Raw genomic sequence first — 12935 nt, forward strand, 5'->3', positions numbered from 1 at the left:
CTCGGATGAAGGAGAAGGCGATGGCGGAGAACGTGGCGGTAAGCTGGGGAAGCGCTTTGGGGGAGCTGCGCCGATGGGCGTCTGCCCAAGAGGGCGTTAAGCTCGCCCCCGGTAAGATCTCGGTGCCGAAGCCCGCGCGCGATGAGTTCTACCGTCGCGCGAGCCAGGTGCAGAAGCTGCTTGCCGCATCGGTGCTCGCCGATGAGATGGCTGCCGCCGAGGTGCTTGCGCGCCGGTTTTCCTCGGCAAGAGAGGGCCTCTGCCGGGCCGCGGGGCTTTCCCGCTACGCCTTGGCGCCGCGTCTCGAGCAGTTCGTCGAGGATCCGCGGGAGGCCGCCGCGCGGCCCCTGCAGGCGCTCGTGCTGGACGCGGCAAGCGGCCTGGTCCCTTTGGCCGAGGTGGACGGTGCGGCGCGCGAGGCAGCGCGGGCTCCCTTCGAGGTGCTTCTTCGCGCGGCCTACGAGGCCTGGGTCTATTTGAGCGTGGTGAGCGCTCTTGGGCCGGTGCGCTTCTGGGTCGTTGCCGCCGAGGGGCCCGATTCGCTCGTAGCGGTCGAGACCGACGAGGTACGCGCCGGATGGCAGGTGCCCTCGCGCGAGCTTCGCGTTCCCGAGGCGGTGTTTCGCACCCGCGAGGGCGAAACCTACGCGCTGAAGATGGAGTGCGCCCGCGAGATCGACTACTACGACGCCATGGTACCGCTGGCGCGGGATACCTCGGCCGGCGGGAACACCTTCGAGCTTTTGGGCCATCGCGTGCTTTTGCTCTACCGTCTTGCCGACGAGGGGTCGGTGGCGCCCGTGGTCAACCGCAAGGAGAAGCGTCAGGTGCACTGCGATTTGGCTGTGAGCGTTCTTGCTCCCCGCGAAATGGAGAACCGCTCCTATTTGGGCGTCTTCATTCAGCGAGCCCAGAAGCTGCGCATCAAGCGTCCGCTGCAAGTCGTCACCTACGGAGCGGCCAAGGGCTTTCCTCTTGAGATGGCCGACGACCCTGCGGCCCCCGCAGTTTGCTGCCGCCAGGTGGGACTCGACGAGGAAGCGCTTGGCGCGATAGCTCGCGAACTTCAATCCGAACCGATTCGCAACGTTGCTTTCAACCCCATTTCTCACTAGTTGAAAAGGAGATAAGACATGAAGGGAATGACAAGGAAGGGCCTCGCGGCGATACTGTGCGCCTCGGCGCTGACTTTAGGCCTTGCGGGCTGTGCGCCCGAGACTCAAGAGGTCGCCCCCAGCGATGGCCTGGCTTCCAACGACATGGTGGTGCGCGGCCAGTACACGCCCTACGACCCGAGCGTGGAGGCCGAGGCCGCCAGCGGCACGGCCATCGAGGGCTCCGAGGAGGAGCAGCTCCAGCAGGAGCGCATCGCCGGCGGTGCCGTGGGCGCCGTGCAGTCGGCCAACCTCGAGCCGCTCGAGGGCATCACCGACTACAGCGAGGGCGAGTACGTGCCCACTTACGGCATCGCCTGCGATATCCCCGAAGTGGTTCACGGCGAGGCCAACGGCACGGCTTGCACGAGCTGCCACACGGCCGACGGCTCGGGTACGGGAACCCAGGTTCCGGCGAGCCACGTCGATCAGAACTTGACCGACGAGGAGTGCCTGACCTGCCACGAGATGCAGTAATGCTTCGTCGTTGCTGACGCAACGCGTAAGGAGGAGGAGAGTATGCGCGAGGTTCGTGATGATGTGCGCCGGTGGTTTTCCGAGGGCGCGTGCGTGGCCCTGGCCCAGGTGACCAAGACCTGGGGCTCTTCGCCCCGCGTGCCCGGGTCGGTTATGGCCATCGCCGGCGACGGCCGGCTGTCCGGCTCGGTTTCCGGCGGATGCATCGAAGGCGCCGTGGCCCAGGTGGCCATGGAATGCGCGACCGGGCGCCTCTCCTCCCTCGAGAAATTCCACGCCTCCACGCGCAGGGCTCAGGAGGTGGGCCTGTCCTGCGGCGGCAACATCGAGGTCTTCGTGAATGCCCTCGATGAAGCGCTCTTCGCCTTCGAAGACGCGCTGCTTACCGCCGATGGCGCCTACCTGCGCCTGACCGCTGTGGAGGCCGTCGAACCGGTCTTCGAGGGCATCTGCGCCGACTCCCTCCCCGATGCAGATGCCCTCGAAGGCGCGACACCCCTTAGCGGCATGAGCCTTATCGTGGCCGATGCCGCCACGGCCCAAGCGGCGCTTGAGGCCCTCGCGCCCGGCTGCCGGGAGCGTCTTGCGGTTATCGAGGCGGCCTCCGACGGCTCGGTGCTCGCCATCGTGCCCCTTGAGGCGGCCCGGAACGCAGGGGCGGCCGAGCACATCGCCCGCGCTGCCGCCGCGGCCTGGGATCGGCCCCTGACCGAGTCTGCGGGCCACGTTATCGAAGGGCCGGTGGATTGGTTCTTCGCCCGCGTCTCGTCGAAGCCCCAGATCATCTGCATCGGCGGCGTGCACATCGCCATGCGCCTGTGCGAGATCGCCCATGTGCTGGGATTCCGCACCGTCGTCATCGACCCGCGCCGCGTGTTCGCCACCGGCGAGCGCTTCCCCGGCGTGGACGAGCTCGTTCACGCCTGGCCCCAGGAGGCCTTCAAGAGCATCCCGCTCACGTCCTCCACGGCGGTGTGCGCCTTGACCTACGATCCGAAGATCGATGTGCCAGCTCTGTCGGCGGCCCTGAAATCGCCGGCCTTCTACATCGGCTCGCTCGGCCGCACCACGACGCAGCTCTCGCGCTACCGGGCGCTCGTGGAAGCGGGGCACAGCGACGACGAGATCGACCGTATCTTCGGCCCCATCGGGCTCGATCTGCGCGGCCGCGAACCCGCCGAGATCGCCCTGTCGGTCATGGCCGAGATCACCGCCGTGCGCCACGGCAGCCCCTATGCGCTCACCACCATGCTGGAATCCGCCCGCAAGGCCGAGGCGGAGAAGAGCGCTAAGGCATAGTCTCCGCAGCTGAGAACATTGGCTAATCGGCGGGGGAGCTGAAGGCGTTGCAAGTCTCGATCCACTCGGCGTAGCGGACGTAAAGCGGCTCCCTCACGGTAACGGAGCGGTAGCCCAGCTCGACGAGGCCGTCTTCTTCCATCTGGTGCAGGGCTCGGGTCACCGAGGCCCGGTCCGACAGGACGAGGGATGCTATCTCGTCGTGGGTGATGCACAGGGCTTTAAGCTGCACCGCGCCGCGGGCCGCCAGAGCCTGCAGGCAGGTGAGCAGCATGCCGATGCGCTGGCCGAGAAGCGGCCGCGACGCGATAATCGACTGCAGAAGCGCGCCGGTGGATTGGTTGTAGAGCGAGACGGCGAGAATGCGCTGCTGGGTATCTCCGGTCAGCGCCTCCAGCTTTCTTTTGAGCACCTTCGAGGGCAGAGAGCATATCTTGCCCGGCACGATGGCGTGCAAATGGTAGGTGCTGGTGCGGTCCCGGGGGACGTACAGGTCGGCCAGGCCCACGCCGATGCCCGCTCCGTACAGCGTGAAGGGCGCCTCGCTATCGGCATCGTGATGGGCCATGCAGGACAGTACGCCCTCGCGGACGACGAACACATGGTGCTCGAAACGGTGGTCGGTCCACAGAAGGTCGCCCCGGTCGAAATCGATGACGGCGGGCATGAGCTTGCCGCTCTCCATCCAGTCGCTGCTGCCGGCCCCGCACACCATGCCCACGGGGCAGATGTCGCGCACGGGGCAGTGCATGACCCCGTATTCCTCCGCTCGCTGGAAATCCCTCAGCCTCATGGCCCCTCCTTGCCCCTCTGCTCGCTCGGAAAAGCATAGCCTTCCTCAGCGCCGACGGTGTTCCCCAAAAGGGGTAACTTCCCCTGCTGTGCACTCTACACAATTCATGCCCCTTCAATTGTGACCTACGCCACAAAACATCGGCTCAACTTGGTAGCCAGGGCACCTTTTGCCTGGTCGGTCCTCTCTAAAATCATCGATGCAGGGGAAGAGCGATCGAAGGGCAACCGGTGAGCGCCCCCCTGTCCGTTGAGTCGATCCCAGGAGAAGGGGGAGGTTACATGAGCAAGACCATCGAAGAGACCGCTGCCTGCGAGGAGCAGGCCGCCGGCGTCTCGCGCCGAGGGTTCCTCACCGGCGGCGGCATTCTCGCCGGCGCCGCTGTCATGGGCGGCATGCTGGCCGGCTGCGCGCCGTCCGGCAAAGGAGAGCTCGCCGAGACGGGCGAGGTCGCCAAGGCCAAGGGACACGTGGTGCATCAGCAGTACATCTGCAGCGGCTGCCGTACCTGCGAGCTGACCTGCGTGCTGTCCCACGAGCAGCTGATCAACCCGCGTCTGGCGCGCAACACGGTGCTGACCGATGTGCAGCAGGCCTATCTCACCGACGTGCTGTACTGCCAGCAGTGCGATGATGCCCGCTGCCTGGCCGCCTGTCCCACAGGTGCCCTGCACGTGGACGAGAGCACCGGCGCCCGCGTCATCGACCAGGACGTGTGCGTGGGCTGTCAGACCTGCCTGAACGCCTGTGTGTTCGCGCCGGCCGCCTCGCGCATCAAGTACAACCCCGAGACGAACACCTGCTTCAAGTGCGATTTGTGCGGCGGCGATCCCATGTGCGTCAAGCGTTGCCCGCTCGGCGCGTCCCAGCTGTCCTGGGAGGAGTACACCGTGGTGCGCCCTGGCATCGACGACTACGTGGAGAAGGCCACCGAGGGCGCGCTCGAGGGCGTTACCTTCACCAAGGAGTACACCGGCCCCCATGCCGGCAAGGCCATGGACGAGCAGGACTGGGCGCTTGTGGCCGCCGACGGCGGCGTGCAGGTGAAGGGCCAGGTCACGTCTTCCGACGGTGCCGACCTCCGCGTGAAGATGCACTGCGATTTCAAGGACGCGTCGGGCAACGTGCTCGGCTCCAGCGAGGAGCACATGTGGTGCATGTCCATCCACGAGCATCTGCCGCTCGAGTTCAGCTTCGCCATCGACGACCCCTCCCAGATCGCGGAGGTCGTGCTCGTGGGCGACATCAGCTATTGGGTCAAGGGCGTCGACGAGGAGTACTAGGCCGCCCGCACCGCATCGTTCGCATCGATTCTATCCGAGGAGATTTCCATGGCAGATGAATACTACGGGTACGTCGGTACCCTGCTGAAGGTCGATTTGACCAACATGACCGTCGAGAAGATCCCGACCGACACCTACGATCTTGACAAGTGGATCGGCGGCCGCGGTCTCGGCTCCATCATCCAGTGGACCGAGTGCGATCCCTCCGCCGGCGCGCTGGATCCCGAGAACGTGCTCACGTTCCTCACCGGCCCGGTTACCGGCACCATGCTCGACGGAGGCCGCACCTTCGTGCAGGCCGTATCGCCGGCCGGCTATCCCGACACCGGCTCCTTCGCCCGCTCCAGCTTCGGCAGCTCCTTCGCCCCGGAGATGAAGTTCGCCGGCTACGACGGCATCATCTTCAAGGGCAAGGCGCCCTATCCGGTGTACTTCTACATCAACGACGACATTGCCGAGATCCGCGATGCCCGCGATCTGTGGGGTATGGACAACTTCGCCGTGCAGAACGAGCTGTACCGCCGCTCCGGCAACAAAGCGAAGATCGCCTCCATCGGACCTGCCGGCGAGCACATGTCCATGTTCTCCACCATCCTCTCCGACGAGTCCTCGGCCACGGGCATGGGCTCCTTCGGTGCCGTCATGGGCTCGAAGAACCTGAAGGCCATTTCCATCCAGGGCTCCGGCTCGGTGAAGGTGGCCGACCCCCAGGGCCTGCTCGATCTGGTGGAGTACGTGCAGAACCTGTGCTGCCGCAAGCTCTACGAGACCACGCCCGAAGCGCCGGCCAACTCCTACGTGGGCTCCTGGCAGGCGTCGCTGCCCCTGACCGACACCGACCTGTACAAGGAGGCGCGCGACCCGGAGGGCAAGCTGGAGATCGCCTACACCGGCTGCTACTCCTGCCCCTGGGGCGGCTGCGGCTACGGCGTGCGCTTCAAGGACGGCTCCGGCATGAGCCTGGGCCAGCTGCGCTGCACCGAGGCCATTCCCGTGTCCGCCGAGTCCGCCGCCTGCGGCGAGTACGTGGGCCGCGCCCATATGCGCCGCCTCACGCTGAACGAGCGTCTGGGCCTGTCCGACTGCAACACCTGGTTCCAGGGCCTCGACCCTATCTTTCAGGCCGGCAATATCCTCACCGAGGAGAACACGGGCATCGACTGGACCGACTTCGGCACCGAGGACTTCACCCGCGAGCTCATGTACTCGGTGGCCTACCAGACCACCGAGGTGGGCAAGGCCATCGCCAAGGGTTGGCGCTACTTCCTGGAGGAGTTCGTCGGCACGCCCGAGGCCAAGTACTTCTACCGCGCTATTCGCGGCATTCGCAACAGCCCCAAGCACAACGGCGGCGGCGTGTGCGGCTGGTACATCCCCGGCGCCTACCTGGCCCCCGGCCTTTTGCGCTTCGCCACCTCCAACCTGAACGCCACCGACATCCGCTGCACGGGCGCCGAGACCTACCTGCTGTTCGGCTCCAACGGCGAGCTGCTCCCGCCGGGGTCCGACCAGTGGCAGGCGCTGGTGGACGGCAACTCCACGAAGCTGTTCGGTACGCCCCAGGTGTACGAGGACATCCGCAACTGGGATTGGGAGAGCGAGTACATCGCCCCGTTCTGCAAGTGGAACCACCAGTTCAAGTCCTTGGACGACTCGCTGATCTTCTGCTACATCGCCATGAGCGCCATGGGCATCTACTCCAACTACACCGAGGACCACGCCGGCGACTTCGACATCACGAAGAAGCTGTACGCGGTGGTCACCGGCAAGGAGTTCACCGATGAGGACGAGGCTGCCTTCGGCGACCGCATGTTCCTGCTCGAGCGCGCCATTCTGACGCGCCAGGGCTGCGACCGCTCCGACGACGAGCTGTTCGACGAGGTGTATGAGGAGTACTCCGCCGAGAATCTGGAGAACAGCTTCTACCAGACCGAGACGGGCCTTACCAAGGAGCACTACGAGAAGATGCTCGACGCCTGGTACGAGGTCATGGGCTTCGATGTGGCCAGCGGCATGCCGAAGATCTCCACCTTCGAGGCCGCCGGCGTGCCCGAGATCGCCGACCGTCTGGTGAACGAGTACGGCGTGCAGCTGCCCGCCTAGCGAGGCCGGGCGTATAGGGGCGGCTCTTTCTGGGGTCGCCCCGCTTGAAGCCGAGAGAGGGCGGCCCTGCAGGGCCGCCCCTGCGAGAGGGGGGAGTCGTGGAAAACATGGTGCAGGCCTGCACGATGCGGGCGGCGGGGGAGCGCGAGGCCTTCCCGCGGAGCTCCTTTTCCGTCGTCTGCTGCGACGAGGGCGACGTTGCCGCCGAGGCCATAGAGGTCATCTGCGAGCATGAGCTCTCCATCATCGCGAACGGGTGCGAGCTCGCCACGCTCATGTGCTCCGATGCGAACCTCTTCGAGCTCGTGTACGGCTTCCTGTTCAGCGAGGGCGTCATCGGCGATGCGCGCGAGGTGCTGGCCCTGGACCTGGATGCCGCGCGAAGCACCGCGCATCTTACGCTCTCCCATCCCGTGCGGCGCCCCGCCGCGCGCGTGATCACCTCCGGGTTCGGGGGGACGGCGCTCGCCGCCCCCTCGGGCCGTATTTTCCCCTCCCTTGCGGCCGGGGCCGGCGTTCCCTCCCTCCCCGAAACGCTTCCGGCTCTGGCCCCGGGGGATGCCGACCGCATCTGCGACGCGGTCACGGTCATGCGCGTGGGCGCCCGCGAGTACGCGGCCACGCGCGGCACCCATTGCTCGGCCCTGTTCCGCCGTGGCGAGATGATCGCCCTGTACGAGGACATCGGCCGGCACAACACCTTCGACAAGCTGGCCGGCCACTGCTTGCTGGCCGGTATCGACGCTGCGGGGTTTCTGCTCGCCACCACCGGTCGCGTCAGCAGCGAGATGCTGCGCAAGGCGGCCCGTCTCGGCGTGGGCACGGTGGCGTCGCTTTCGGGCCCCACCGATGCGGCCGTGCGGGAGGCGCGTGCGCGCGGCATCGCGCTGGCGGGCTACGTGACCTCCTCGCGTCTCACCCTCTACGCCGGCTAGCCGATGCTCGAATGCCTGTTGAATAAACGGTAACATATTGCATATTAGATAGAATAATGGTATATAAAAGGCAATATGTTGCCTATTAATTCAATGGGGTCGAAATGACGATCGATGATTTTGCGTCCAACGAGGCGGTGGCCAAGGAGCTGGGTGATCGCTTGCGGCAGGCCCGCATCGGCTACCCCCTCACCCAGGCCCAGCTCGCCCGACGAGCCGGCGTCTCGCAGCGAACCGTGGCGAACCTGGAGCGCGGCGCCGATGTGACCACTGGAAGTCTTGTGAGCGTTCTCAGAGCGCTGGGACTGCTTTCCCGTATGGAAATGCTCGTGCCGGCGCAGGAGCCCGGCCCTCTGGAGCTTCTTTCCGAAGAGCCTCGCCGCCAGCGTGTCCGCGCTTCCCGGAAAACCGGCACGGGGACGGCTTGGAAGTGGGGCGATGAGCAATGACGACTGTAGCGGAAGTGCGCCTGTGGGGGACTGCGATTGGAGCCGTGGCCTGGGAGGACGGGTCGCGGGCGGCCCGCTTCCAGTACGACCCCAGCTTCGTGGCCAGCGGTATCGAGCTGGCGCCGCTCGTCATGCCGCTTTCCGGGCAGGTGTACTCGTTTCCGCAGCTCGCTGTCGAGTCTTTCCACGGGCTGCCGGGCCTTCTCGCTGACTCGCTTCCCGATAAGTTTGGCAATGCGGTCATCGATAGCTGGTTGGAGGCCCAAGGCTGTCCGCGCGGCTCGTTGAATCCCGTGGAGCGGCTTTGCTATACGGGTGTGAGGGGCATGGGCGCGTTGGAGTACGCTCCTGTCATCGGCCCCGAAGCGAGCCCCGGCGACGAGCTTGAGGTCGAGGCGCTTGTCGATCTGGCCTCGCGCATCCTCACGCAGCGGGAGATGCTCGAGGCCTCAGCTGCCGACCACGCCATGGAGCAGATCATCCGAGTGGGAACGTCGGCCGGCGGTGCGCGCGCGAAAGCCGTAGTGTCGTGGAACGAGCAGACGGGGGAGATGCGATCTGGCCAAACTTCCGCAAGCCGGGGGTTCGGGCATTGGCTCATCAAGTTCGACGGCGTGTCGGGCAACCGCGATAAGGAGGCGCTCGACGGCCCCCGCTACACCGTTATCGAGTACGCGTATTATCTCATGGCCCGGATGTCGGGTATCTCCATGGAGGAGTGCCGCTTGTTTGAGGAAGGGGGGCGTCGCCATTTCATGACGCGCCGCTTCGACCGAACCGCCGACGGGGATAAGATTCACATGCAGTCGCTCGGCGCCCTCGCCCATTTCGATTTCAACGTTTCCGGTGCCCACAGCTACGAGCAAGCGGTGGAGGTGGCACGCCGTGTGGGGCTCGGCCAGGAGGAGGCAGAGGAGATCTTCCGTCGCATGGTGTTCAACGTGATGACCCGGAACCAGGACGATCACGTGAAGAACGTGTCCTTCCTCATGGGTCGTGATGGAGCGTGGCATCTGGCTCCCGCCTACGACGTCACCTACGCCTACAACCCCGACGGCATCTGGACGGGGTCCCACCAGATGACCGTCAACGGAAAGCGCGACGGTATCGAACGCGGTGATTGCCTGGCCGCCGCCGAGGCCATGAGCATCAAGGCCTCGCGTGCGCGGGAGATTTTGGGGGAAGTGGCGGATGCGGTGTCTCGCTGGGGCGCCTTCGCGGACGAGGCCGGACTTCCCGAGGCGCAGGCCCGCTCGATTCAGGGGCAGTTCGTCTCGCTGTGAATGTTTCGCCCGATGCGGAGCGGCATCGGGCTGGCGGGCTTGCGGGGCCTTGCGGCCGCGTGACGGGCATCGATTGGAACGCCTTGTTCATCGACGAGGCCCGCGCCGGGGTGGCCTTCGCCTTGGAGCGCAGCGGCCCTTGCAGGCCGCTGCGGGAACGTTCGAAACCCTAGAAGTTCCAGGAGTTCATGTAGGCGATCTGCTCCTCGGTGAGGGTGTCGATCTCAATGCCGAGCGTCTCAAGCTTCACGCGGGCCACGTCGTCGTCGATGGCGGCTGGCACGTCGTATACCTTGTCTTCCAGTTCGGAGGCGTGCTTGTACAGGTACTCGGCGGCGAGTGCCTGGTTGGCGAAGCTCATGTCCATGACGCTCGCGGGGTGCCCCTCGGCGCAGGCGAGGTTCACGAGGCGTCCCTCGGCGAGCACGGTGACGGTGCGACCGTCGGACAGCGTGTACTCCTCCACGAGCGGCTTCAGCTCCTCCACCTTCACGGCGTTGGCCTTGAGCCACTTCATGTTGATCTCGGAGTCGAAGTGGCCGGAGTTGCAGATGATGGCGCCGTCCTTCATGTTCGCGAACGCCGGCTCGTCGATGACGTTGCAGTCGCCGGTGACGGTCACCCACACGTCGGCGAAGCGGGCCGCGTCCTCCGCCTTCATGACGCGGTAGCCCTCCATGTGGGCCTCGAGCGCCTTCAGCGGATCCACCTCGCACACGATGACGTCCATGCCCATGCCACGGGCGCGCTGGGCCAGGCCGGACCCGCAGTAGCCGAAGCCCGACACCACCATGGTGCGCCCGCACAACAGGCGGTTGGTGGCGCGCACGATGCCGTCGAGGGTGGACTGACCGGTGCCGTAGTGGTTGTCGAAGCAATGCTTGGTGTTGGCATCGTTGATGTTGAAAACGGGGTAGCGCAGGGCGCCGTCGGCCGCCATGGCCATGAGGCGCACCACGCCCGTGGTGGTCTCCTCGGTGCCGCCGATGACGTATTCGAGCTTGTCGGCGAACTTGGTGTGCAGGGCGGTGTCCAGATCCGCGCCGTCGTCCATGATGATCTGGGGGTTGGTGGCCACCACCTCGGCGATATGGCGCTCGTAGGTCTCGGCGTCCTCGCCGGCGATGGCGTACACCTTCACGCCGTAGTCGCGCACGAGGGAGGCGGCGGTGTCGTCCTGGGTGGACAGAGGGTTCGAGGCGCACAGGGCCACCTCGGCGCCCGAGGCCACCAGCGTGCGCATGAGGTTCGCGGTCTCGGTGGTCACGTGCATGCACGCGCCGATGCGCACGCCCTCAAGCGGGCGCTCCTCGGCGAAGCGCTCGCGGATGCGGGCGAGCACCGGCATGTCGCGGTCGGCCCACAGGATGCGGGCCTGCCCCTCGTCGGCCAGGTTGATGTCCAAAATGTCGCAGGCTTGGCTCACGGATTGCTTCCTTTCTTGTAGGCGGCTGCGGCGCCGGCGCAGGTATCGGCGCCACGGTTCCGCCAAGGTTTATTGCATGGGGAACAGGGTAGCACAGGCCGGCAGGGGAGGGGCGGGCCGTCCCGGTTGTCGGAAAAACCTTACGCTTCCCTTACATATATGGAGGGGGTGTGGGGCAAATGCGGTGAAAAGGAACACTTTGGTTCCGAAAGGCGCCAATTTGGCCGAAGTGGACGCTTAGGCTCTGGCGCAAGGGAGCGAAACGGCTATACTTCAACCGTTTGCGCAGCCGCGCCTGTAAGGTCGCGTGTCTGGGCAACCCAGCCAAGCCCAAGCGCCCGGCCCCATTCTGGGTGCGTGATTGCGCCCTTAGCGGGGCGCCAGACCGAGGAGCCTCAAGGTGTTCGATACCGTAGCATCGCAAGTGTCGGCGTTGTCCTTCGTCGATATCTTCAACTTCTGCGTGTTCCTTACCTTCACCATTTGCTATACCTACCAGCTCTACTACGTGCTCGTGGTGCTCACGCGCCGGGCGCCGAAGAAGGTCGCTCGCCGCAACCATCGCTATGCCGTCATGGTGGCGGCCCGCAACGAGGAGGCGGTCATCGCCGACCTCGTTCACTCCATCAAGGTGCAGAACTATCCGGCCGAGCTCATCGATATCTTCGTCATCGCCGACAACTGCACCGACAACACGGCGACTGTGGCTCGTGAGGCCGGCGCCATCGTGTTTCCCCGCCACAACGACAAGCAGGTGGGGAAGGGCTACGCGCTCGACTGGGGCCTGAAGGCCATCTGGGAGCAGTACGCCGACAAAGACTACGAGGCTTATTTCGTCTTCGATGCCGACAACGTGCTGGACGTGAACTATTTCCGCGAGATGAACGCCACCTTCGATAACGGCGCCAAGGCCTCCACCTCCTACCGCAACTCCAAGAACTTCGGCAGCAACTGGATCTCGGCCGGCTATGGCGTGTGGTTCTTGCGCGAGGCGAAGTTCCTGAACCAGGCGCGCCTGACGCTGAACACCTCGTGTGCGGTGTCGGGCACGGGCTTCTTCATCGCTGCCGACATCTTGAAGGCCGCTGGCGGCTGGAAGTGGCATCTGCTCACCGAGGACATCGAGTTCTCCGCCTCGTCCATTATCGACGGCGTGCGCATCTCCTACTGTCCCACCGCCGTGCTCTACGACGAGCAGCCCATCACCTTCCGCGACTCGTGGAACCAGCGCTTCCGCTGGGCCAAGGGCTTCTACCAGGTGTTCGCCCATTATGCCGGCCGCTTGGTGAAGGGCGCGGTCGTGAACCCCAAGGGCTATCGCTTCGCTTGCTACGACATGCTCATGACCATCGCGCCGGGCATGCTCTTGTCCATCATCTCCATTCTGTTCAACTCCATTATCATCGCGCTGGCCGTAACCGGCGTCATGTCCACGGGCGTGGCCATCGCCAGCTCGCTTACCTCCATCGTGTTCTGCCTGTGCAACTACATCGTGTTCATGTTCGTGTTCGGCGTGCTCACCACCTTTGTCGAGTGGGAGTCCATCCGCACGACCACGGCGAAGAAGGTGCGCTACATGTTCACGTTCCCCGTGTTCATGCTCACCTACATCCCCATCGCCCTCATCGCGCTCGTGAAGAAGGCGGCGTGGAAGCCCATCCGCCACTCCATCTCTGTCGACGTTGCCGAGTTCTCCGAAGCCGAGGGCGTCCGCCTCTCCTCGAAGTAGGTCC

At 65.3% G+C, this 12935-nt stretch carries 11 protein-coding genes; 9 read left to right on the top strand and 2 right to left on the bottom strand.

Annotated features, from left to right (window positions below):
• The first annotated feature begins 20 nt into the window (after positions 1 to 20).
• The 3 genes from VJ923_RS05150 to VJ923_RS05160 are packed head-to-tail and all read left to right on the top strand — an operon-like array spanning position 21 to position 2930.
• A complete protein-coding gene (locus VJ923_RS05150) occupies positions 21 to 1115 on the top strand; it encodes a hypothetical protein (protein WP_326439240.1) in 1095 nt (364 codons plus the stop codon).
• Between the two features lie 18 nt (positions 1116 to 1133).
• Positions 1134 to 1631 (top strand): hypothetical protein, encoded by a 498-nt coding sequence (locus VJ923_RS05155; protein ID WP_326439242.1) that lies wholly within the window; start codon positions 1134 to 1136, stop codon positions 1629 to 1631.
• 42 nt (positions 1632 to 1673) lie between these two features.
• Positions 1674 to 2930: an XdhC family protein gene (locus VJ923_RS05160; RefSeq protein WP_326439244.1), complete on the top strand. Its 1257-nt coding sequence runs from the start codon at positions 1674 to 1676 to the stop codon at positions 2928 to 2930.
• Positions 2931 to 2952: 22 nt separating this feature from the next.
• Here VJ923_RS05160 and VJ923_RS05165 read toward each other — a convergent pair whose 3' ends face one another.
• Positions 2953 to 3723: a Crp/Fnr family transcriptional regulator gene (locus VJ923_RS05165; protein WP_326439246.1), complete on the bottom strand. Its 771-nt coding sequence runs from the start codon at positions 3721 to 3723 to the stop codon at positions 2953 to 2955.
• Positions 3724 to 4004: 281 nt separating this feature from the next.
• On the opposite strand from VJ923_RS05165, the gene VJ923_RS05170 reads away from it, so the two are divergent.
• The 5 genes from VJ923_RS05170 (at position 4005) to VJ923_RS05190 (ending at position 9776) form a co-directional block, all read left to right on the top strand.
• Entirely contained in the window at positions 4005 to 5006 is a 1002-nt protein-coding gene (locus VJ923_RS05170; protein WP_326439248.1) for a 4Fe-4S dicluster domain-containing protein, read from the top strand.
• A gap of 48 nt (positions 5007 to 5054) precedes the next feature.
• Positions 5055 to 7109, top strand: coding sequence for an aldehyde ferredoxin oxidoreductase N-terminal domain-containing protein (locus tag VJ923_RS05175; RefSeq protein ID WP_326439250.1), 2055 nt, complete (start codon positions 5055 to 5057; stop codon positions 7107 to 7109).
• 107 nt (positions 7110 to 7216) lie between these two features.
• Positions 7217 to 8044, top strand: a complete 828-nt coding sequence (locus VJ923_RS05180; protein ID WP_326439650.1) for a formate dehydrogenase accessory sulfurtransferase FdhD — start codon at positions 7217 to 7219, stop codon at positions 8042 to 8044.
• 104 nt (positions 8045 to 8148) lie between these two features.
• On the top strand, positions 8149 to 8493 hold the full coding sequence (locus VJ923_RS05185) for a helix-turn-helix domain-containing protein (protein ID WP_326439252.1): 345 nt from the start codon (positions 8149 to 8151) through the stop codon (positions 8491 to 8493).
• Positions 8490 to 9776 carry a type II toxin-antitoxin system HipA family toxin gene (locus tag VJ923_RS05190; protein ID WP_326439254.1) on the top strand — a complete coding sequence of 429 codons (1287 nt, stop codon included), beginning with the start codon at positions 8490 to 8492 and terminating at the stop codon, positions 9774 to 9776. Before VJ923_RS05185 ends, VJ923_RS05190 begins: the two co-directional genes overlap by 4 nt.
• Positions 9777 to 9945: 169 nt before the next feature.
• On the opposite strand, the gene ahcY is transcribed toward VJ923_RS05190, so the two are convergent.
• Positions 9946 to 11202 carry an adenosylhomocysteinase gene (gene ahcY, locus VJ923_RS05195; protein ID WP_326439256.1) on the bottom strand — a complete coding sequence of 419 codons (1257 nt, stop codon included), beginning with the start codon at positions 11200 to 11202 and terminating at the stop codon, positions 9946 to 9948.
• Between the two features lie 400 nt (positions 11203 to 11602).
• On the opposite strand from ahcY, the gene VJ923_RS05200 reads away from it, so the two are divergent.
• Positions 11603 to 12931 carry a glycosyltransferase family 2 protein gene (locus tag VJ923_RS05200; protein WP_326439258.1) on the top strand — a complete coding sequence of 443 codons (1329 nt, stop codon included), beginning with the start codon at positions 11603 to 11605 and terminating at the stop codon, positions 12929 to 12931.
• Positions 12932 to 12935 lie beyond the last annotated feature (4 nt).

It is taken from the genome of Adlercreutzia shanghongiae, assembly GCF_035830635.1.
Classification (GTDB): Bacteria; Actinomycetota; Coriobacteriia; order Coriobacteriales; family Eggerthellaceae; genus Adlercreutzia; species Adlercreutzia shanghongiae.

Excerpts from the sequence above, each read along its gene's own strand:
- VJ923_RS05185 (WP_326439252.1), top strand. The coding sequence starts at position 8,149 with ATGACGATCGATGATTTTGCGTCCAACGAGGCGGTGGCCAAGGAGCTG.
- VJ923_RS05190 (WP_326439254.1), top strand. The coding sequence starts at position 8,490 with ATGACGACTGTAGCGGAAGTGCGCCTGTGGGGGACTGCGATTGGAGCC.
- VJ923_RS05165 (WP_326439246.1), bottom strand. The coding sequence starts at position 3,723 with ATGAGGCTGAGGGATTTCCAGCGAGCGGAGGAATACGGGGTCATGCAC.
- VJ923_RS05170 (WP_326439248.1), top strand. The coding sequence starts at position 4,005 with ATGAGCAAGACCATCGAAGAGACCGCTGCCTGCGAGGAGCAGGCCGCC.
- VJ923_RS05160 (WP_326439244.1), top strand. The coding sequence starts at position 1,674 with ATGCGCGAGGTTCGTGATGATGTGCGCCGGTGGTTTTCCGAGGGCGCG.
- VJ923_RS05155 (WP_326439242.1), top strand. The coding sequence starts at position 1,134 with ATGAAGGGAATGACAAGGAAGGGCCTCGCGGCGATACTGTGCGCCTCG.
- VJ923_RS05175 (WP_326439250.1), top strand. The coding sequence starts at position 5,055 with ATGGCAGATGAATACTACGGGTACGTCGGTACCCTGCTGAAGGTCGAT.
- VJ923_RS05150 (WP_326439240.1), top strand. The coding sequence starts at position 21 with ATGGCGGAGAACGTGGCGGTAAGCTGGGGAAGCGCTTTGGGGGAGCTG.
- VJ923_RS05180 (WP_326439650.1), top strand. The coding sequence starts at position 7,217 with ATGGTGCAGGCCTGCACGATGCGGGCGGCGGGGGAGCGCGAGGCCTTC.